The following is a 19,147-nucleotide window of genomic DNA, read 5'->3' as shown; positions in this document are numbered from 1 at the left end:
AGCGGTCGTCACTGCCGGGGTTCCCCTTCCCAGGGACGGCCCGGCACCACCAGGGGCGAGCCGGTCACCGGGTCCGGGACGACCACCGAGTCCAGGCCGAAGACCTCCCGGACCAGGTCGGCCGTGACGACTTCCCCGGGGTGTCCCTGGGCGACGACCCGGCCCGCCTTCATGGCCACCAGGTGATCGGCGTAGCGGGCGGCCTGGTTGAGGTCGTGCAGGACGGCGACGACGGTCCGGCCGCGTTCGTGGTTGAGCTGGCGCACCAGGTCCAGGACCTCCACCTGGTGGGCGATGTCCAGGTAGGTGGTCGGCTCGTCCAGGAGCAGCAGGTCGGTCTCCTGGGCCAGCGCCATGGCGATCCAGACCCGCTGCCGCTGGCCGCCGGAGAGCTCGTCGACCGGGCGGTCGGCCAGTGCGGCCACGTCCGTCCGCGCCATCGCCTCGGCGACCGCCCGTTCGTCCGCCGCCGACCACTGCTGCCACCAGTGCTGGTGCGGCTGCCGGCCGCGGGCCACCAGGTCGGCGACGGTGATCGCCTCCGGTGCGACCGGGGTCTGCGGCAGCAGTCCGAGCGACTGGGCGATCTTCCGGGTGGGGATCCTGGCCAGGTCCGTCCCGTCCAGCAGGACCGCGCCGCGGCGCGGCCGGAGCAGCCGCCCCAGGGCGCGCAGCAGCGTCGACTTGCCGCAGGCGTTGGGGCCGACGACGACGGTGACCGCACCGTCCGGCACGTCCAGGTCCAGGCCCTCGACGACGGTGCGTTCCTCGTAGGAGAGGGTGAGGTCGCGGGCGGTCAGGCGGGCCGCGGCGGACTCCTGGGCGGCGGTGGCCGCCGCGGCCGCCGGCCGGGGTGTGCCGGTACCGGTCACGCTTTTCCTCCTGTGGCCCGGCCACGGGCCCGGTGGCCCCTGACGATCAGCCAGATCAGATACGGGGCGCCGACGGCGGCGGTCAGCACGCCCACGGGCAGTTCGGTCGGCGCGAGCAGTTTGCGGGCGAGCAGGTCGCCGAGGACGACGATGACGGAGCCCAGCAGCGCCGAGCAGAGCAGCGGGATCTGCGCGGTCCGGGTCAGCCGGCGGGCGATCTGCGGGGCGAGCAGCGCCACGAAGTCGACCGGCCCGGCCGCACCGGTCGCCATCGACGCCAGCACCACCCCGACCGCCACCAGTCCCAGCCGGGTGCGTCCCAGTCGGATGCCGAGTGCGGTGGCGGTGTCGTCGTCCAGGGACACGGTCCGCTGGGCGCGCGCCGCCCACAGGACGGCCGGCAGCAGGACCAGCAGCGCCCACCCCAGGGGCGCCGCCTCCGGCCAGCCGCGCCCGTTGAGGGAGCCGGTCATCCACACCTGGGCCTGCTGGGCGACGAGGTAGTCGCCCTTGGTGAGGAACAGCTGGGTGACCGAGCGCAGCGCCACCGCGAAGCCGATGCCGATCAGCACGAAGCGGGTGGCGTGCAGCCCGCCGCGCCAGGCGAAGACGTAGACCAGCAGCGCCGCCAGCAGCCCGCCGGCCACCGAGACGTACGGCAGGACCGCGAACGAAGTGACGCCGAAGGTCATCGCCCCGACCGTCACCGCCCCCGCGCCCTGGGTGACGCCGATGATGTCGGGGCTGGCCAGCGGGTTGCGGGCCACCGTCTGGATCAGCCCGCCGGACACCCCGAAGGCCGCGCCGACCAGCAGCCCGACCACCATCCGGGGCAGCCGCAGCGTGCCGACGACGAGTTCCTGCGGGGACGGTTCGCCCGCCAGGACCTTGAGCACCTCGGAGGGCGCCACCCAGCTCTCGCCGGCGCACAGGTACGCCACGCAGACCACGGCCAGGAGGACGGCGAGCTCGGCGGCGACCAGGGTGGCGCGGCGGTGCAGCAGGAAGGAGCCGCGGCCGGCCCGGACCAGTGCGTACCCGGCGGGGCGGACCGCGCCCGGGCGGGCGGCGGGGGAGAACCCGGGGGCCGTCATGCCGCCACCGCCCGTCGCCGGACCAGGGTGACCAGGAACGGCACGCCGATCAGCGCGGTCATCACGCCCGCCGGGACCTCCGACGGCGGGAACAGCACCCGCCCGACGGTGTCCGAGACCAGCACCACGACCGGGCCGAGCAGTGCGGCCATCGGCAGCGCCCAGCGGTGCTGCCCGCCGACCAGCGCCCGGGCGAGGTGCGGGACGGCGAGGCCGACGAAGGCGATCGGACCGGCCGCCGCCACGCCCGCGCCGGTCAGCACGGTCGCCCCGAGACCGCCCACGATCCGCACCGTGGCGACCTTCTGGCCCAGGCCCCGGGCGACGTCCTCGCCGAGCGCCAGGGCGTCCAGCCCGCGCGCAACCGACAGCACCAGCACCGCGCCGACCAGCAGGAACGGCCAGATCTGGGCGGCCACCGCGGCGTCCCGGCCGGTGAGCGAACCCACCTGCCAGAACCGGAACTCGTCCAGCGCCGCGGCCTTGGTGGTCAGGATCGCCATCGACACCGACACCAGCAGCGCATTGATCGCGGCGCCGGAGAGCGCCAGTTTGACCGGGGTGGCGCCGCCCCGGCCGCGGGTGGCGATGCCGTAGACGACGACGGCGGCGACTCCCGCGCCGGCGAACGCGAACCAGACGTAGCCGGTCAGGGTGTGCACCCCGGCGAAGGCGATGGCGGCCACGACGGCGGCCGCGGCCCCCTGGCTGATGCCGAGGATGCCGGGGTCGGCGATCGGGTTGCGGGTGATGCCCTGCATGACGGTGCCGGCCATCGCCAGCGCGGCGCCGACCATCAGGCCGATCAGGGTGCGCGGCAGCCGCAGGTACCGCACGACCTGCGCGGCGTCGTCGGTGCCGCCGTGGACGAGGGCGTCGAGCACCGCAGACGGCGGGAACGCGCGGCTGCCGACGGCGAGCGAGAGGACCACCGCGAGCAGCAGCGCCAGCACCGCCAGCGCGGTCAGGCCGAGCCGTCGGCTCCGCTTCCGGTGCGTCACGGGCATGGCATCACGGGTGTCGGGTCCATTTCGCGCGATCTGGAGCTGTCGGTACGGACCCGTGGTCACCGCACGGCAGCCACGGGTTAGGTAAGGCAAGGCTAACGGTACGTCCTGGCCGGTTCCGTCCGCAGGGGCGCAGGCACAATGGCAGGCATGGCTCCGCATCCCCTGACCGTCGGGTTCGACCTCGACATGACGCTGATCGACTCCCGCCCCGGCATCAAGGCCGCCTACGAGGCGCTCGCCGCCCGCACCGGCACGTACATCGACGCGGCCGCCGCGGTCACCCGGCTCGGGCCGCCGCTGGAGGAGGAGATCCGCCGGTGGTTCCCGGCGGAGCGGGTGGCGGAGATCAGCCACGTGTACCGCGAGCTGTACCCGGCGCACGCGGTCACCGGCACCCTGGCGATGCCGGGCGCGCGGGAGGCGGTCGAGGCGGTGCACGCGGCCGGCGGCCGGGCCGTCGTCGTCACCGCCAAGTACGAGCCCAACGCCAAGCTGCACCTGACCCACCTGGGCATCGCCGCGGACGCGGTCATCGGCTCACTGTGGGCCGAGGCCAAGGCCGAGGCGCTGCGCGAACACGGTGCGCGGGTCTACGTCGGCGACCACACCGGTGACGTGCGCGGCGCCCGGACCGCCGGCGCGCTGTCCGTCGCGGTCGCCACCGGACCGTGCGACGCGGGCGAACTCCGCGCGGCCGGCGCCCAGGTGCTGCTCGACGACCTGACCGACTTCCCGTCGTGGCTGGATCGTTACGTAGCGGATCCGGATCGCTACCCGGCGGGTGGCGCCGACGGGGACGGGGCGAGGGCCGCCTCCGCCTGACGGCGCTGCGCGCCCACGGAGCGGACCACTCCGGCACCCGCGATCAGGAAACCGGCGCCCATCAGCATGGAAACCCAGTAGAACTCCCACGGCAGCGGGTGCGTACCCAGGAACAGTGGGAGCACTGTGACGAGAGTGCCCAGTGCGCCAACTAGGAACACGATCGCGCCGATTCGGACAAGCAGATCCCCGGCCTGGGGCGTTTCATGAGACACCTGACCAGGGTAAGTCGGGGCCAGGAGCGCCGAGGATCCCCCTGGCGACGTCTTGTCACCGGGCCCCGGACCATTAGCCTTGGGGGAGGCGGGCTCGGTGGCCCGCTGCACTGCTATCCAGACCCATTTTCCGCGCCGCGGCTCCCCAGTGTGCCCGCGGTGGACCAGCCCGCATTTCCCGACGAGTACGAGGACGAGGACAGACGTGCCTACCGGCAAGGTCAAGTGGTTCAACAGCGAGAAGGGCTTCGGCTTTCTCTCCCGCGACGACGGCGGTGACGTCTTCGTACATTCGTCGGTGCTGCCCGACGACGTGGAGGCGCTCAAGCCCGGCCAGCGCGTCGAATTCGGAGTCGTCGCAGGCCAGCGCGGTGACCAGGCACTGAGCGTCATCCTCCTCGATCCGACCCCCTCGGTCGCCGCCGCCCAGCGCCGCAAGCCCGACGAACTCGCCTCGATCGTCCAGGACCTCACCACGCTGCTGGAGAACGTCACCCAGCAGCTGGAGCGCGGGCGTTACCCCGACAAGGCGCACGGCGCCAAGATCGCCGGCATGCTGCGGGCGGTCGCCGACCAACTCGACGTCTGAGCCCGACCGCTCAGACGAACGTCAACGCATCGCGGCCGAGGGGCGGAACGAGCCCCTCGGCCGCGGCGCGGGTGAGCAGCCCGCGCACCGCGGCATAGCCGTCCTCGCCGAGATCGGCGGTGAACTCGTTGACGTACAGCCCGATGTGCTGGTCGGTCACCTTCGGGTCCATCTCCTGGGCGTGCTCCAGGACGTACGGCCGGGACGCCTCGGGGTCGTCCCAGGCCATCCGGACCGACGTGCGGATCGCCTCCGCCAGCCCGCGCAGCACCGGCTCGCCCAGCGACCGCTTGGCGATGATCGCCCCCAGCGGAATCGGCAGGCCGGTGGTCGACTCCCAGTGCTCGCCCATGTCCGCGAGGCAGTGCAGCCCGTAGTCCTGGTACGTGAAGCGGGCCTCGTGGATCACCAGGCCGGCGTCGACCTTGCCGTCCCGCACGGCCGGCATGATCTCGTGGAACGGCAGCACCACGACCTCGCCGACCCCGCCGGGCACCTCGGCCGCCACCCACAGCCGGAACAGCAGGTACGCGGTGGACCGCTCGCTGGGCACCGCGACAGTCTTCCCCGCCAGGTCCGCCGTACCGCCCGGCTCGCGGGTCAGCACCAGCGGGCCGCAGCCGCGCCCCAGCGCCCCGCCGCAGGGCAGCAGCGCGTACTCCTCCAGCACCCACGGCAGCACCGCGTACGACACCTTCAGCACGTCCAGCTCGCCGCGCTCGGCCAGGCCGTTGGTGATGTCGATGTCGGCGAAGGTGACCGCGAGTTCCGGCGCGCCCGGGACCCGGCCGTGCGCCAGGGCGTCGAAGACGAACGTGTCGTTCGGGCACGGGGAGTAGGCGATGGACAGCGGCCGGGTCACGGGGTCCTCCGGGGAGTGTGGGGCGGGGATGCCGGAGCGCCGGAGGGGCCGGAGGGGAGTGCCGCAGCGGGGGCGCCCGCCAGGGCTCCGGGGAACGTGCGGAAGGCGCCGGTCAGCGCGGCGAGGGCGGGGCCGATCCGCCAGGCGGCGCGGTCCCGGGGGCCGACCGCGTTGGAGACCGTGCGGATCTCCAGCACTGGTAGGCCGTGCGCGGCGGCCGCCTCGGCGACGCCGAACCCCTCCATCGCCTCGACCAGCACCCCGGGGTGAAGCGCGGCCAGCTCGGCGGCGCGGGCGGCGCTCCCGGTGACCGTGGAGACCGTGACGACCGGTCCGGCCGCCCCGCCGGTCGCCGCCGCCAGGGCCGCCACCAGCACCGGGTCGGGCAGGTGCGCCACGGTCCCGAAGCCGAGCTCGGTGACCGGGACGAAGCCGTCGGGGGTCTGGGCACCCAGGTCGGCGGCGACGATCGCGTCCGCGACGACCACCGAGCCCAGTGGCGCGGCGGGCGGAAAACCTCCGCCGATGCCGGCCGAGACCACCAGGTCGTACGGGGCGCCGGCCAGGGCGGCGGCGGTCAGCGCGGTGGCGGTGCCGGCGGCCGCGGCGGCCGGGCCGACGCCGGCGGCCAGCACGTCCGGGGCCGGCGACCCGGCGGGCGCACGGTGCAGCGCGTAGCCGCCGGGCAGCACCTCGGGCCGATGGCCGTCCGTGCCGTCCCCGGCGTCCAGCGCGGCGCACACCGCGTCACGCTCGGCGGCCACCGCGGTGACGACCAGCGCCCGCATCAGGCGCCCCGCACCGTGTGCCACCGGTCCCCGGCCCCCGCGCTCAGTGCGCTCAGTCCTTCAGCTTCAGGTTGAAGTGCCACAGGGCCATCGGGCCCGCGCCCTGGGACTTGCCGGCCTCGGCGACCATCAGGGTGACCTCGGGCAGGGACTCGCTCTGGCCCGTCGCCGGGTTCATCGCCTTGAACAGCTCGTCGGTGCTGAAGGTGCGGTACGTGTCGGTGCTGGGCGCGGACATCACCGGCCCGCCGCCGACCACGAACCAGCCGGACTTGGCCACCTTCGGGTCGACACCCACGCGGACCCGCTCGCCCGGGCGCACCGTGATGGTGTCGCCGCCCTTCTTGGCGATGCAGCTCTGCACGGCCTGCTTGTCGAGGGACTTGCCGTCGCCGTCGCAGCCGGGGGTCACCTCCGCCGTGACCGTCTTCGTGCCGACGGTCACGGTCGCCAACGAGGTCGGCTGCTGACAGGCGGAGAGGGTGAGCAGGCCCAGGGTCACGGCACCGAGGGCAGCGGCGGCGCGGCGGCCCTTGCCCCGGGAGATCAACGCAGCGGTCATACGGGGCAGGCTATCGGGCGTCCCGGCGCGCGCCACGCGCGGGTGCGGCGCGCCGCACCGCGGCCCGCCGCACGGGGTGCTCCGGGCGGCGGCGTCACACCACCCGCGGGGCCGGCCGGCCGCCCCGGCGGGCCGCGCCCAGCAGGCCCCGCACGGCCAGCGCCGCACCCAGCGCCACCAGGCCCGCGGCCACCACCATGCCCAGTGTGCCGATCAGCGGCAGCGCGATCCCGAGCGCGCCGCCCACCACCCACGACAGCTGGAGCACCGTCTCGGACCGGGCGAACGCCGAGGTCCGCACCGCCTCCGGCACATCGCGCTGGATCATCGCGTCCAGCGACAGCTTCGCCAGCGCCTGGCACAGCCCCGCGGTGGCGGCCGCCGCGGGCACCACCACGACCGCCAGTACCTCGTAGCAGAGCGCCGCCAGCACCGTGGCGGCCAGCGCCAGCCCCAGCACCGCCGCGATGATCGGCTCCGGGCCGCGCGCCCTCAGCCAGGCGCCGACCGCCGTGCCCAGCGCGTTCCCGGCCCCGGCCGCCACCGCCACGAGTCCCAGCGACACCGCCGGCCCCAGCCCGCCCAGCGGGTGCTCGCGCAGCAGGAACGCCAGGAAGAAGGTGAGGAAGCCGGAGAGCGAGCGCAGTGCCGCGTTCGCCTGGAGGCCGTGCAGCACGGACGGGCCGACGGTCCGCAGTCGCGGCCGCCGCCCGCCCGCCCCGGCGTGCCCCGCGCCGTCCCGGGACGCCAGCCGGGCCCGGGCCTCGCCCTTCCCCGAATCCACCGCGTGCGGCAGCGAGAACGACAGGAACGCCCCGGCCAGGAACACCGCGCACGCCCCGTACAGCGGCCAGGCCGGCCCGATCAGATGCAGCCCCGCGCCCAGCGGCGCCGCCACCCCGGTCGCCAGCAGTCCCGCCAGCGTCACCCGGGAATTGGCCTTCACCAGCGAGACCCGCGGCGGCAGCAGCCGCGGCACCACCGCGCTGCGCACCACCCCGTACGCCTTCGACGACACCAGCACCCCCAGCGCCGCCGGATACAGCCCCGGCCCGCCGTCGGCCACCGTCCCCGACATCGACAGCGCCAGCAGCGCACGGGCCAGCATCGAGCCGGCCATCGCCGCCCGGCGGCCGTGCGGCAGAAGGTCCAGCAGCGGCCCCACCACCGGCGCCAGCAGCGCGAACGGCGCCATGGTGACCAGCAGGTACAGCGCCACCCGTCCGCGCGCCTCGTGCGTCGGCACCGAGAAGAACACCGTCGAGGCCAGCGCGACCGTGATCATCATGTCGCCCGCCGCGTTCACCGCGTGCAGTTCGATGAGCTGGGCCAGTCCGGATTCCCCCGCGCCCTGCGCATGCGTGGCCCGCCGCACCCCGCGGGCCGCGCCGGCCAGCGGTCGGCGCAGCGCGCGCCCGGCCGCCCGGCCCGCCCGGCGGGCCTTCGACTCCCTCGTCCCCCTGACGGCAGCCACCCGGTCATACTGCCCCAACTCGCCCCGGAGGTGCCGTTTTCTCCCCCCGTTCCGGCGGGGCGCAGCGGCCGTCCGGCCGTCACCGTCGCCCTCCCGCGCGGTCACGGTCGGAGAGATTTGCTCCTCCCGCCGAGGGGTCGTGCAGCGTTGAAGGGGTAGCGTGTCCAGAGCGCCACCGGCGGTCCGTTCCGGCCGCGTACCTCATTTCCCTGCTATCCCGCAGAATAGGACGTAAGAGGTGCGCTCGACCGAACGATCCAGCCGGGCGCGGACGTCGACGCGGTCCCCTGGTCCGCTCCGCCCGCCCCGGTCCCGCCGGTCGTCCGGACAGGACCAGGACAGCCCCGGCTGGCGCGCTCGTGAGACGGCGTGGAAGAGAGAATCGATTCTTGTGAGTGCTGCGATGCGAAGCCGTACCCCGGACCGCCTGTGCGCCGAGGCGGTCGACCTTGCCCGTGCGGCGGCCGAGGAGGTCGCCACGCCCGGCATGGTCGGCGAGCACCTCGACGCCGTCGCCGAGGCGGACCGCGTCGTCACGCACCTCTTCGCCTGCAAGGAGCCCGGCTACCGCGGCTGGCGCTGGGCCGTCACCGTGGCCCGCGCCTCCCGCGCCAAGGTGGTCACCCTCGACGAGTCGGTGCTGCTGCCCGGCCCCGACGCGCTGCTGGCCCCCGAGTGGGTGCCGTGGAGCGAGCGGCTGCGCCCCGGCGACATGGGCCCCGGCGACCTGCTGCCCACCGAGGCCGACGACCTGCGGCTGGAGCCCGGCTTCAGCGGTGAGGACACCCCGCCGCCGAACTCGCCGGTAGCCGAGGGCATGGCCGCCGACGTCGCCGACACCGAAGAGGCCGACGTCGTCCCCGGCTCGCCCGCGATCCAGCCGGCGCCCGCCCGCGGCAGCATCGCCGCGGTCGCCGGGGAACTGGGCATGCGCCGCGCCCGGGTCCTGTCCCGCTACGGCCTGCACGCCGCCGCCGACCGCTGGGAAGAGTCCTTCGGCTCCAAGACCCCGATGGCCCAGGCGGCCCCCGCGACCTGTGTGAGCTGCGGCTTCCTGACGCCGATGGCCGGTTCCCTGCGGCAGGCGTTCGGGGTCTGCGCCAACGAGTTCTCGCCGGCCGACGGCCGTGTCGTCTCGCTGTCCTACGGGTGCGGGGCGCATTCGGAGGCGGCCGTCATGCCGAAGCCCCCGAAGCCGGCGGAGCCGGTGCTGGACGAGACCGTGGTCGAGCCGGTCACGATCCGGCCGGTGGCGGACGGGGGGTCCGTGGAGGACGCCGGTCCGGCCGAGGAGCTGGGCCACAGCTAGTCGCCTGCCGCCGGGCGGGCGTGCGGGACGGGTCCGTCGCGGTGGCTCCCGGACCGGAGGCGCGGGTGCGGCAACACCCCCGCCACCGGCGGAAACCCGTACGGCGGGAAAGCCGACAGCGTGGGGGTACCGTCGGGTCAGACACGGTCTGACGAGGGAGACGAGAAACGTGGCAGGTATGCCGTGGGTGCGGGGCGCGGACGACGGCGCCGACCCGTTCGGTACGGCCCGGTTGCGGCGCGGCGTGCTCGACGCCTGGGCCGCCTCGCCGGCCCGGTTCCGTGAGGACGCCAACGCCGAGGAGGACCTCGCGCTGGGCGGCTACCGCGACCGGCTCGCCGTGGAGCTGGCGCAGAACGCGGCGGACGCGGCGGCCCGGGCCGGCGTCCCCGGCCGGCTGCGGCTCACCCTGCACGCCGCCGACGGCGACGCGCCCGCGGTGCTCGTCGCCTCCAACACCGGTGCCCCGCTGGACGCCACCGGCGTCGAATCGCTCTCCACGCTGCGCGCCTCCGCGAAGCGGGAGAGCAGTGTGGCGGCCGGTGCGGTCGGCCGGTTCGGTGTCGGGTTCGCCGCGGTGCTGGCGGTCAGCGACGAACCGGCGCTGGTGGGCCGTACCGGCGGCGTCCGCTGGTCGCTCGCGGAGGCCCGGGAGCTGGCCGAGGCGGTCGCCGCGCACAGCCCCGGCCTGGGGGGCGAACTCCGCCGTCGGGAGGGGCACGTACCGCTGCTGCGGCTGCCGCTGCCCGCGGCAGGCACCGCTCCCGAGGGGTACGACACCGCGGTGGTGCTGCCGCTGCGCGACGGTGCCGCGCAGGACCTCGCCGAGCGGCTGCTGGCCGGTATCGACGCGGCGCTGCTGCTGACCCTGCCGGGGCTGGCCGACGTCGTGGTGGAGACGCCGGAGGGCGTCCGGACGCTGACCCGGCGCCAGGACGAGGCGTATGTGCTGATCGAGGACAGCGAGCGGGGGGCCACCCGGTGGCGGGTGGCGACCGACGGCGGCGCGTTGGACGCGGCGCTGCTGGCGGACCGCCCGGTCGAGGAGAAGCTGCGTCCGGCCTGGTCGGTGACCTGGGCGGTGCCGGTGGACGCGTCGGGTGCGCCGGTGCGGCCGGGCACCGTGCCGGTGCTGCACGCGCCGACCCCGACCGACGAGCCCCTGGGCCTGCCCGCGCTGCTCATCGCCTCGTTCCCGTTGGAGCCGACCCGGCGCCATGTCGCGCCCGGTCCGCTCGCCGACTTCCTGGTGGGTCGGGCGGCCGCCGCGTACGCGGGCCTGCTGGGTGACTGGCAGCCGGTGTCGACCGGCACCCTGGACCTCGTTCCGGGACCGCTGGGCAAGGGCTGGCTGGACGGTGAACTCCGGCGGCAGGTCGGGGAGTTGCTGCCCCGGGTGCGGTTCCTGCCGAGCGCGGCGGCGGAGCGTGCCGCGTGGAGCGAGGGTGAGGGCGAGGGCGAGAACGGCGAGCGGTACGTCCTGCGGCCGGTGGACGCCGAGGTGGTGGAGGGCGCCGGGGCGGCGACCGTCGGGGTGCTGGCCGAGCTGTTCCCCAGCCTGCTGCCGGCCGGGCTCGAACGGCGGGCGGAGCTGCGGGCGCTGGGCGTGGCCCGGGTGCCGCTCACCGAGATGATCGACCGGCTGGCGGGCGTGGAGCGGTCGCCGGAGTGGTGGTGGCGGCTCTACGACGCGCTGGCCGGCACCGACCCGGACCGGCTCAGCGGCCTGCCGGTGCCGCTGGCGGGCACCGGGCGGACCGTCATCGGGCCGCGCCAGGTGCTGCTGCCGCTGCCCGACGGCGGCCCGGACGCCGGGGACGAGGCCGCGGACCGGCACCGCACGCTCACCCGGCTGGGCCTCAAGGTCGCCCACCCCGACGCCGTCCACCCGCTGCTGGAGAAGCTCGGCGCGACCCCCGCCGCGCCCCGGGCCGTCCTGACGACGCCTCAGGTGCGGGCGGCCGTCGCGCACTCGCTGGACGCCGACGAGGACGCCTACGACGTCTTCGAGGACGAGCTGGCGCCGGGCGCCGGGGTGCCGCTGGGCGCGGAGGAACTGGCCGAGGCGGTCCTCGGGCTGGTCCGGGACGCCGATCTGGCGCCCGGCGACGAGCCCTGGCTGGCCGCGCTGGCACTGCCCGACGAGGACGGCGAACTGGCGCCGGCGGGCGAACTGGTCTTCCCCGGCAGCGACTTCGAGCGCGTCATCAGGGAGGGCGAACTCGCCGCCTGCGAAGCCGAGTTGGCGGAGCGGTGGGGTGCCCAGCCGCTCACCGCGGTGGGGGTGCTGGCCACCTTCGCGCTGGTCCGGGCCACCGACGTGGTGCTCGACCCGGACGAACTGGAGCCGCGGGACGGCGACTTCCCCGAACCGGACGACGCCGGGCTGCTGGACGCCGTGGACGTGTGGTGCGAGGACATCCTCGACACGCTGCCGGAGGCCCCCGTTCCCCCGGTCGTCACCGAACTGGTCGCGGTCCGCGACCTCGACCTGGTCGCCGACGACGCCTGGCCGCAGGTCCTGGAGATGCTCTCCCAGCCGCCGCTGCGGGACGCCCTGACCACGCCGGTGCGGGTGCTGCTGCCCGACGGCACCACCGAGTCGGTGCGGCCGTACACCGCCTGGTGGCTGCGCGGCCACCCGGTGCTGGACGGGCGCCGCCCCGCCGGGCTGCGCGCCGCGGGCGGCGATCCGCTGCTGGCCGGGCTGTACGAGGCGGCGGACGCGGGCCGGGTCGACGCGCAGGTGCTGCGCGCCCTCGGCGTCCGCACCTCGGTCGGGGCGCTGCTCGACGAGCCGGGCGGCGCGGCCGAGCTGCTGACCCGCCTCGCCGACCCGGAGCACGGTGTGGGAATCGGCCAACTCCACGCCCTGTACGGCATGTTGACCGACCTCGATCCGGACCACGTGACGCTCCCCGACGAGCTGCGGGCGGTCGTCGACGGGCAGGTCCGGGTGGTGGACGCGGCGGACGCGCTGGTCGCCGACGCCCCGGACCTGATGCCGCTGGCCGGCGACCGGGCGCTGCTGCCGGTGCGGCCGGCCCGCGCCGCGGAGCTGGCCGAGCTGTTCCAGGTGCGGCGGCTGAGCGAGGCGGTCGCCGCGGAGGTCCGCTCCGACGGGGCGGCGCACGACGTTCCGGAGGCGGTCCGCGCCCTGCTCGGCCCGGCCGCCCCCGACGCGTACGTCGAACACGAGGAGTTGCTGGTCGACGGCCCCGACGGGGGTGTGGAGCTGGACTGGCGGTGGAGCCCGGACGGCACCCTGCACGCCGCGACCCTGGAGGGCGTGGCGGCCGGTCTGGCCTGGGCGAGTGGGCAGTGGCCGCGCCGGTTCGAGGTCGCGGCGCTGCTGGAGGACCCGGAGCGGGTCGACGAGCTGGCCCGGGCGCGGTGGTTCGACTGAGAGCGGTGCGCCCGGTGTGACCGGGTGGAGCGGAGGCGGTCGTCGGGCGTGGGCCCGGCGGCCGCCGTCGCGTTTCCGGGCCTTGCCGCCGGCCGCGGCTCCCGGGGCGTGCGAATGCGGAGAAGCGGGATGCCCCGGGCAAACAGTGCGTCAATAACAGAGCCTGACACGGAAGTTGCCGGACGCCGCCGACAGGCTAGAGTGCCAGAGCGATCTTCGATCACCCTCTCGTCGCACACCGAGACCCGTACTGAACGGTGCCCGCCGCGGATCGGCATCCCGATGCCCGGGCCCCGTCCCCGCCGATCGCTCCTCCTGCCCCGCCCGCCGTCGCCATCGCCACGAGGACCTGTTTGATGCCAGCACGGATATCCTCCCGCCCCGGGGCAGCGCCCACACCGCTGGGCGCCGCACTGCGCACGCTGGCGGTCGCTCTGGTGGTGACCGGCGGGCTGTGCGCCGGCGTCGTCCTGCTCGTACCGGACTCCGCGCGCACGCTGCTCGCCTGGACCGGGGGGATCTGCGCGGCGCTGCTCAGCGGCGCGGTGGCCACCGCGGTCTACCAGCAGCGGCTGGTCCGGCTCTACCGGTCGCGGATCGGGAGCATGAAGACCGAGGCCGAGCGGCTGGCCAACGTGACGATGCCGGGGCTGGTCGCGCAGCTGCGCGACGGGGCGTCGGTGGACACCGCGCTGGGCCGCACCGACCTGCCCGCGACCGCGGCGCACCAGCGGATCGTGCGGACGCTGGCCGAGGAGGTCGGGCGGGGCGAGCGGATGCGGGCCGCGGCGATGTCCGCGTGCGCCAACGCCGCCGGCCGGGTGCAGGCGCTCGCCACCGGGATGCTCGCCGACCTGCGCGAGATGGAGAACCGGCACGGCGAGGAGGTGCTGGGCGACCTGCTGAAGCTCGACCACACCACGGCGCAGGCGGGACGGCTGGCGGACAGCATCGCGGTGCTGACCGGCGCCCGGTCCGGACGCCGGTGGAACAAGCCGATCGCCATGGAGAGCATCCTGCGCGGCGCGATGGGGCGGATCAACGCCTACCGCCGGATCCAGCTGCACAGCAGCAGCGACGTCGCGATCGCCGGCCACGCGGCCGAGGGCATCATGCACGCGCTGGCCGAGATCATGGACAACGCCGCCTCGTTCTCCCCGCCGTCGTCGCCGGTCCACGTGTACGTGGAGGAGGCGCAGGCCGGAGTGGTGGTGAGCGTCGAGGACAGCGGGCTGGTGATGGGCGAGGCCGCGCTGCAGCGCGCCCAGGAGACGGTGTCCGCGGACACCCTGGACCTGATGTCGCTGTCCGGGACGCGGCTGGGGCTCGCCGTGGTCGGCTGCCTGGCGCGCAAGCACGGGCTGAACGTCTCCTTCCGGCCGTCGGCGCGCGGCGGCACGGGCGTGGTGATGCTGATCCCGCAGCAGCTGGTCACCGAGACCCGCCCGGCGGTGCAGCCGTCGGCCACCGCCCCGGCCGCCCCCTCCGGGCCGGCTCCGCGGCCCGTCGCCCAGGCTCCCCGGCACACCCCCGAAGCCGGCCCCGAGGAGCGGCCGTCGGCCCGGACGCAGGACCGGGAGCCCGGCGCGGCGCCGGACCGGGCCGCGCGCCCGGCCGACGCCCCGGCTCCGCTGCCGCGGCGCACCGCCCGGACCGGTGGGGCCGAGCCGGCCGCCGCAACCGCGCCGGAGTTCGGCGAGAGCGGGCTCCCCAAGCGCCGCCGTGGCCAGACCCTGGCCTCCGCCCCCACGGGGACCGGCCCGGCGCGCGACGAGGCGGCGCGGCCGACGCGCTCCCGCGAGGAGTCCGCGGCACGGTTCCGCGCCTTCCGTCAGGCCGTCCAGGGCAGGTCCGGCCAGGACGGCGCCGACGCCCCCCGTACCAGCGTCACCCCCGCGTCACCCCCAGCCCCCTCGCCAGCACGCCCGGAGGACGAGACCCGATGAACACCACTGACCACAGCCTCGACTGGATGCTGGAGAACCTGCTCCAGAAGACCCCCGGGGCCCGGCACGCGCTGGTCCTGTCCCGGGACGGGCTCAAGCTCTGCCACTCCAAGGACCTGACCGTCGACCAGGCCGACCAGCTCGCCGCGATCGCCTCCGGGATCCAGAGCCTGTCGCACGGCGCGTCCGTGGAGTTCGGGGACGGCACGGGGGGCGTGCGGCAGGCGATGACGGAGTTCCACGGCGGGCTGCTGTTCATCGTCGAGGCGGGCAACGGCGCCCACCTGGCCCTGATCGCCGTCGAGGACGCCGACGTCGGCGTGATCGGCTTCCACATGAACGAGCTGGTGGAGCAGATCGGCGAGTACCTCCAGGCCGCCCCGCGCGGTGAGGGCGGGCCGTCGGCATGAAGCGGCTCGGTCCTGACGACGATCCGGACCGGCTCTACACCGTCACCGGCGGCCGCAGTCGGTCCGCCGACGACCACACGCTCGACCTGGTCACCCTCATCGTCAGCGAATGCGATCCGACTCCGGGCATGCAGTCCGAGCATGTCCGGATCCTGACCCTGTGCCGTCGCCCGACGGCCGTGGTCGAGATCTCGGCGGAGCTGCGGATGCCGGTCAGCGTGGTGCGGATCCTGCTGTCCGACCTGCTGGACGGCGGCCGGGTCACCGCCCGGCACCCGCGGGTCCCCGCGACCGCCCAACTACCCGACGCCGACCTGCTGAAGGAGGTGCTCGATGCACTCCACCGCCTCTGAGCCCGCGCATCCCGAGGGAGCGGCCGGCACCGAAGCCGACCGCGTTCCGCTGCGCGCCACCGCCGACAACGGCCTGAAGATCGTCATCGTCGGTGGCTTCGGCGTCGGCAAGACCACCATGGTCCGCTCGGTGAGCGAGATCCGGCCGCTGAACACCGAGGAGACGATGACCCGGGCGGGGGTCGGCGTCGACGACCCCAGCGGGGTCGAGTCCAAGACGACGACCACCGTCGCCTTCGACTTCGGCCGGATCACCGTCAACGACAGTGCGGTGCTCTACCTGTTCGGGGCGCCGGGCCAGGAACGCTTCTGGTTCCTGTGGGACCGGCTGTTCTCCGGCACGCTGGGCGCGGTGGTGCTGGTCGACACCCGCCGGCTGGACGACTCCTGGTACGCCATCGACCGGCTGGAGGCGCACGGGATGCCGTTCATCGTCGCGCACAACGACTTCGGCGGGGACCCCCACACGTTGCAGCAGATCCGCGACGCGCTGGACCTCTCCCCGAACGTGCCGATGGTCGCCTGCGACGCCCGCGACCGGGAGTCCAGCAAGGCCGTGCTGATCGCGCTGGTCGACCACCTCTACGCCCTGTCCACCCAGGGCGCCGTATCCGTTCAGGAAACCGCGGAGACCGCACCGTGAACGATCCGCAGCACCCCACGACCGGCGGCTGCCCGCTGAGCGCCGGTACCTCCGGCGCCCCCGGCACGGACGCCGTGCCGCTCTACGGCGCCGGCCTCAGCGGCGACCCGTCCCGGCTCTACCGTGAGATGCGCGCACGGTACGGGACGGTCGCGCCGATCCTCCTGGACGGTGACGTGCCCGGCTGGTTCGTGCTCGGCTACCGCGAGCTGCACCAGGTCACCAGCAACCCCGAGCTGTTCGCCCGGGACTCCCGCCGCTGGCACGCCTGGGACCGGATCCCCGAGGACTGGCCGCTGATGCCGTTCGTCGGCCACCAGCCGTCGGTGATGTTCGCCGAGGGGCCCGAGCACCGCCGCCGGGCCGGGGCGATCAGCGACGCGCTCACCGCGATCGACCAGTTCGAGCTGCGGCAGATCTGCGAGCGGCTGGCGGACGGGCTGATCGACACGTTCGCCGGGTCCGGCGAGGCGGATCTGATGGCCCGTTACGCGGCCCGGCTGCCGCTGCTCGTCATCGCCGAGCTGTTCGGGTTCCCGCACACCGAGGTGCCCGAACTCGCCGCCGACATCGCCGCCTCGCTGAACGAGGACGACGGGGCCATCGCCGCGCACCAGCGGGTCGCCGGACGGATGCAGCGGCTGGTCAAGGCCAAGCGGTCCGCGCCGGGCGCCGACGTGCCGTCCCGGCTGCTGGCCCATCCGGCGGGGTTGGCCGAGGAGGAGGTGGTCATCGACCTGCTGGTGGTGATGGCCGCCGCCCAGCAGCCGACCGCCAACTGGATCGGCAACACCCTGCGGTTGATGCTGACCGACGACCGGTTCGCGCTCAGCCTCTCCGGCGGGCGGCGCAGCGTCGGCCAGGCGCTCAACGAGGTGCTCTGGCACGACACCCCGACGCAGAACTTCATCGGCCGCTGGGCGGTCCGCGACACCCAGCTCGGCGGGCGCCGCATCCGGGCCGGGGACCTGGTGATCCTCGGGCTGGCCGCCGCCAACACCGACCCCCAGGTGCGGCCGGACTTCAGCGACGCCGGGGCCGACGGCAACCAGGCCCATATGTCCTTCAGCCACGGCGAACACGCCTGCCCCTACCCGGCCCCGGAGATCGCCGAGGTGATCGCCAAGGCCGCGGTGGAGGTGCTGCTCGACCGGCTGCCGGACGTGATGCTGTCGGTGCCGGCCGAGGAGCTGGTGTGGCATCCGTCGCTGTGGATGCGCGGACTGGTCAGCCTGCCGGTGGAGTTCACGCCCGCGTACACCCCGATCCCCGCGATGGCGGCACCGCGCACGACGCACCACTGAGGTCCAACGGGGTGGTGTGGGGCGGGAGTTGCGGGCCCGCGTCGCCGACTCCGCCGCACCGGTGACGTTTCACGTGAAACGTCACCGGTGTCCGCGTGCCGCTAGCCGGCCGGGGTGAACCGCACCGGCAGCGCGTCCAGTCCGCGGGTGAACACCCCCCGCTCCCGGGGCCGCGCTCCCGGCTCCACCGCCAGGTCAGGCAGCGCGTCCAGCAGCTGCGCCACGCCCACCTCGACCTCGGCCTTGGCCAGCAGCGCGCCGACGCAGAAGTGCCGGCCGAGGGCGAACGCGAGATGGTCCGCGGCCGCCGAGAACGCCGTGGTGGCGGACAGGTCGGTGCGGTGGATGTCGAAGACGTCCGGGTCGGCGTAGCGCCGCTCGTCGCGGCCGGCGGCGCCGATCAGGCAGGTGAGGGTGGCGCCCTTGGGTACCCGGCCGCCGCCGATGGTGAGGTCCTCCGCGGCCTGCCGCATGATCATGTGCACCGGCGGGGTGTACCGAAGGGTCTCCGCGAACGCCCGCGGGATCAGCGAGTGGTCCGCGCGCACCGCGGCCAACTGCTCCGGATGCCGCAGCAGGTTGTGCACCAGGCTCGAAATCGCCTTGTCGGTGGTGTCCCCGCCCGCGGTCAGCAGCAGGCTGCAGAACGCCTTGATGTCCTCGTCGCTCATCCGCGTGCCGTCGATCTCCGCGGCGCAGAGCGTGGAGAGCAGGTCGTCGCCGGGGTGTTCGCGGCGTTCGCGGATGATCGGCAGCAGGTACGCGGCGAATTCGTCGCGGGTGCGCAGGCCGGCCTCGGTGACGTCCGGGTCCTGGGCGAGGTTGCCGAGGAAGCCGATGATCGCGGTGTACCAGCGGTGGAAGCGGTCGTGGTCGGCCCGGTCCAGGCCCAGCATGTCCGCGATGACGTTGACGGGGAAACGGGTGGCGAAGTCGGCCACCAGGTCCGCGCTCCCGGACCCCCGGAAGGCGTCGATCAACTCCCGGGCGTTGCGCTCGATCACGGGCAGGAACGACTGCTCCAGGGCGTTCCCGCGGAAGGCCGGGGCGACCAGCGCCCGGCGCACCGCGTGTTCCCGGCCGCTCATCTGCAGGATGGTCCGACCGTGCACCGGCTCCAGCTGCCAGTCGTAGTTGTCCGTGGTGAACACCGCGTCCTTGAAGGCCCGTTCGACGTCCTCGTACCGCGAGACGACGTAGCTCTGGGTGGCCTCGTGGTGCAGCAGGGGGAAGTCGTCGCGCAGCACGCGGTAGGCGGGATAGGGGTCCGCGGCGAATTCCGGCGACAGGATGTCCGGTGCGTCTCGGTAATCGGGCACGACTCTCCTCGGTTGGGTTGCCGGACGGGGCCGCGGCGGGCGCGGGCCGTCCGTCCCCCCAAGATCGTTGCTGGGGAGGGCCGTTATCAAGACCGCCGACGCGACGGCTCGACGACCGGAGAGGGAAGATCGGCGGTCCCCCGGGGGACGCCTAGGCCGTTTCTGATGG

At 74.8% G+C, this 19,147-nt stretch carries 18 protein-coding genes; 9 read left to right on the top strand and 9 right to left on the bottom strand.

Annotated features, from left to right (window positions below; genetic code table 11):
- Positions 1–8: 8 nt before the first annotated feature.
- The 3 genes from CG747_RS35245 to CG747_RS35235 are packed head-to-tail and all read right to left on the bottom strand — an operon-like array spanning position 9 to position 2,973.
- Positions 9–872, bottom strand: a complete 864-nt coding sequence (locus CG747_RS35245; protein ID WP_374701858.1) for an ABC transporter ATP-binding protein — start codon at positions 870–872, stop codon at positions 9–11.
- Complete coding sequence (locus tag CG747_RS35240; RefSeq protein ID WP_100605966.1) at positions 869–1,966, bottom strand: iron chelate uptake ABC transporter family permease subunit; 1,098 nt, start codon at positions 1,964–1,966, stop codon at positions 869–871. Before CG747_RS35240 ends, CG747_RS35245 begins: the two co-directional genes overlap by 4 nt.
- Positions 1,963–2,973, bottom strand: coding sequence for an iron ABC transporter permease (locus tag CG747_RS35235; RefSeq protein WP_100605965.1), 1,011 nt, complete (start codon positions 2,971–2,973; stop codon positions 1,963–1,965). The genes CG747_RS35240 and CG747_RS35235 overlap by 4 nt, the downstream gene beginning before the upstream one ends.
- 150 nt (positions 2,974–3,123) lie before the next feature.
- On the opposite strand from CG747_RS35235, the gene CG747_RS35230 reads away from it, so the two are divergent.
- Positions 3,124–3,798 carry an HAD family hydrolase gene (locus CG747_RS35230; protein ID WP_100605964.1) on the top strand — a complete coding sequence of 225 codons (675 nt, stop codon included), beginning with the start codon at positions 3,124–3,126 and terminating at the stop codon, positions 3,796–3,798.
- On the opposite strand, the gene CG747_RS50020 is transcribed toward CG747_RS35230, so the two are convergent.
- Positions 3,747–4,013, bottom strand: a complete 267-nt coding sequence (locus CG747_RS50020) for a hypothetical protein (protein ID WP_100605963.1) — start codon at positions 4,011–4,013, stop codon at positions 3,747–3,749. The genes CG747_RS35230 and CG747_RS50020 overlap by 52 nt on opposite strands.
- A gap of 205 nt (positions 4,014–4,218) precedes the next feature.
- On the opposite strand from CG747_RS50020, the gene CG747_RS50800 reads away from it, so the two are divergent.
- On the top strand, positions 4,219–4,602 hold the full coding sequence (locus CG747_RS50800) for a cold-shock protein (RefSeq protein ID WP_100605962.1): 384 nt from the start codon (positions 4,219–4,221) through the stop codon (positions 4,600–4,602).
- Positions 4,603–4,612: 10 nt separating this feature from the next.
- Here CG747_RS50800 and CG747_RS35215 read toward each other — a convergent pair whose 3' ends face one another.
- The 4 genes from CG747_RS35215 to CG747_RS35200 all read right to left on the bottom strand — a co-directional run bounded on the left by CG747_RS35215 (position 4,613) and on the right by CG747_RS35200 (position 8,288).
- Positions 4,613–5,464 (bottom strand): 1,4-dihydroxy-6-naphthoate synthase, encoded by an 852-nt coding sequence (locus tag CG747_RS35215; RefSeq protein ID WP_100605961.1) that lies wholly within the window; start codon positions 5,462–5,464, stop codon positions 4,613–4,615.
- A complete protein-coding gene (locus CG747_RS35210) occupies positions 5,461–6,252 on the bottom strand; it encodes a futalosine hydrolase (protein ID WP_100605960.1) in 792 nt (263 codons plus the stop codon). Before CG747_RS35210 ends, CG747_RS35215 begins: the two co-directional genes overlap by 4 nt.
- A 52-nt stretch (positions 6,253–6,304) precedes the next feature.
- A complete protein-coding gene (locus CG747_RS35205; RefSeq protein WP_100605959.1) occupies positions 6,305–6,814 on the bottom strand; it encodes a hypothetical protein in 510 nt (169 codons plus the stop codon).
- Between the two features lie 94 nt (positions 6,815–6,908).
- Positions 6,909–8,288 (bottom strand): MFS transporter, encoded by a 1,380-nt coding sequence (locus tag CG747_RS35200; protein WP_100606120.1) that lies wholly within the window; start codon positions 8,286–8,288, stop codon positions 6,909–6,911.
- 403 nt (positions 8,289–8,691) lie between these two features.
- Between CG747_RS35200 and CG747_RS35195 the strand changes: the two genes are divergently transcribed.
- The 7 genes from CG747_RS35195 to CG747_RS35165 all read left to right on the top strand — a co-directional run bounded on the left by CG747_RS35195 (position 8,692) and on the right by CG747_RS35165 (position 17,659).
- Positions 8,692–9,597 (top strand): DUF3027 domain-containing protein, encoded by a 906-nt coding sequence (locus tag CG747_RS35195; RefSeq protein ID WP_100605958.1) that lies wholly within the window; start codon positions 8,692–8,694, stop codon positions 9,595–9,597.
- A 178-nt stretch (positions 9,598–9,775) separates the two neighbouring features.
- Positions 9,776–13,003, top strand: coding sequence for a sacsin N-terminal ATP-binding-like domain-containing protein (locus tag CG747_RS35190; protein ID WP_100605957.1), 3,228 nt, complete (start codon positions 9,776–9,778; stop codon positions 13,001–13,003).
- Positions 13,004–13,359: 356 nt separating this feature from the next.
- Entirely contained in the window at positions 13,360–14,949 is a 1,590-nt protein-coding gene (locus CG747_RS35185) for a sensor histidine kinase KdpD (RefSeq protein ID WP_100605956.1), read from the top strand.
- Positions 14,946–15,359: a roadblock/LC7 domain-containing protein gene (locus CG747_RS35180; RefSeq protein ID WP_100605955.1), complete on the top strand. Its 414-nt coding sequence runs from the start codon at positions 14,946–14,948 to the stop codon at positions 15,357–15,359. The genes CG747_RS35185 and CG747_RS35180 overlap by 4 nt, the downstream gene beginning before the upstream one ends.
- Positions 15,356–15,712, top strand: coding sequence for a DUF742 domain-containing protein (locus tag CG747_RS35175; RefSeq protein WP_100605954.1), 357 nt, complete (start codon positions 15,356–15,358; stop codon positions 15,710–15,712). Before CG747_RS35180 ends, CG747_RS35175 begins: the two co-directional genes overlap by 4 nt.
- The gene (locus CG747_RS35170) at positions 15,693–16,355 is read left to right on the top strand and encodes an ATP/GTP-binding protein (RefSeq protein WP_100605953.1); all 663 of its coding nucleotides are present in this window, start codon (positions 15,693–15,695) and stop codon (positions 16,353–16,355) included. The genes CG747_RS35175 and CG747_RS35170 overlap by 20 nt, the downstream gene beginning before the upstream one ends.
- Positions 16,352–17,659: a cytochrome P450 gene (locus tag CG747_RS35165; protein ID WP_100605952.1), complete on the top strand. Its 1,308-nt coding sequence runs from the start codon at positions 16,352–16,354 to the stop codon at positions 17,657–17,659. Before CG747_RS35170 ends, CG747_RS35165 begins: the two co-directional genes overlap by 4 nt.
- 101 nt (positions 17,660–17,760) lie before the next feature.
- On the opposite strand, the gene CG747_RS35160 is transcribed toward CG747_RS35165, so the two are convergent.
- Entirely contained in the window at positions 17,761–18,978 is a 1,218-nt protein-coding gene (locus CG747_RS35160; RefSeq protein WP_100605951.1) for a cytochrome P450, read from the bottom strand.
- Positions 18,979–19,147 lie beyond the last annotated feature (169 nt).

Origin of the sequence: Streptomyces sp. CB02959 (assembly GCF_002803155.1) — a bacterium.
GTDB lineage: Bacteria > Actinomycetota > Actinomycetes > Streptomycetales > Streptomycetaceae > Streptomyces.
This window is presented reverse-complemented; position numbering and strand designations above follow the sequence as displayed.

Excerpts from the sequence above, each read along its gene's own strand:
- CG747_RS35240 (WP_100605966.1), bottom strand. The coding sequence starts at position 1,966 with ATGACGGCCCCCGGGTTCTCCCCCGCCGCCCGCCCGGGCGCGGTCCGC.
- CG747_RS35235 (WP_100605965.1), bottom strand. The coding sequence starts at position 2,973 with ATGCCCGTGACGCACCGGAAGCGGAGCCGACGGCTCGGCCTGACCGCG.
- CG747_RS35230 (WP_100605964.1), top strand. The coding sequence starts at position 3,124 with ATGGCTCCGCATCCCCTGACCGTCGGGTTCGACCTCGACATGACGCTG.
- CG747_RS35210 (WP_100605960.1), bottom strand. The coding sequence starts at position 6,252 with ATGCGGGCGCTGGTCGTCACCGCGGTGGCCGCCGAGCGTGACGCGGTG.
- CG747_RS35205 (WP_100605959.1), bottom strand. The coding sequence starts at position 6,814 with ATGACCGCTGCGTTGATCTCCCGGGGCAAGGGCCGCCGCGCCGCCGCT.
- CG747_RS35195 (WP_100605958.1), top strand. The coding sequence starts at position 8,692 with ATGCGAAGCCGTACCCCGGACCGCCTGTGCGCCGAGGCGGTCGACCTT.
- CG747_RS35190 (WP_100605957.1), top strand. The coding sequence starts at position 9,776 with ATGCCGTGGGTGCGGGGCGCGGACGACGGCGCCGACCCGTTCGGTACG.
- CG747_RS35185 (WP_100605956.1), top strand. The coding sequence starts at position 13,360 with ATGCCAGCACGGATATCCTCCCGCCCCGGGGCAGCGCCCACACCGCTG.
- CG747_RS35180 (WP_100605955.1), top strand. The coding sequence starts at position 14,946 with ATGAACACCACTGACCACAGCCTCGACTGGATGCTGGAGAACCTGCTC.
- CG747_RS35175 (WP_100605954.1), top strand. The coding sequence starts at position 15,356 with ATGAAGCGGCTCGGTCCTGACGACGATCCGGACCGGCTCTACACCGTC.
- CG747_RS35170 (WP_100605953.1), top strand. The coding sequence starts at position 15,693 with ATGCACTCCACCGCCTCTGAGCCCGCGCATCCCGAGGGAGCGGCCGGC.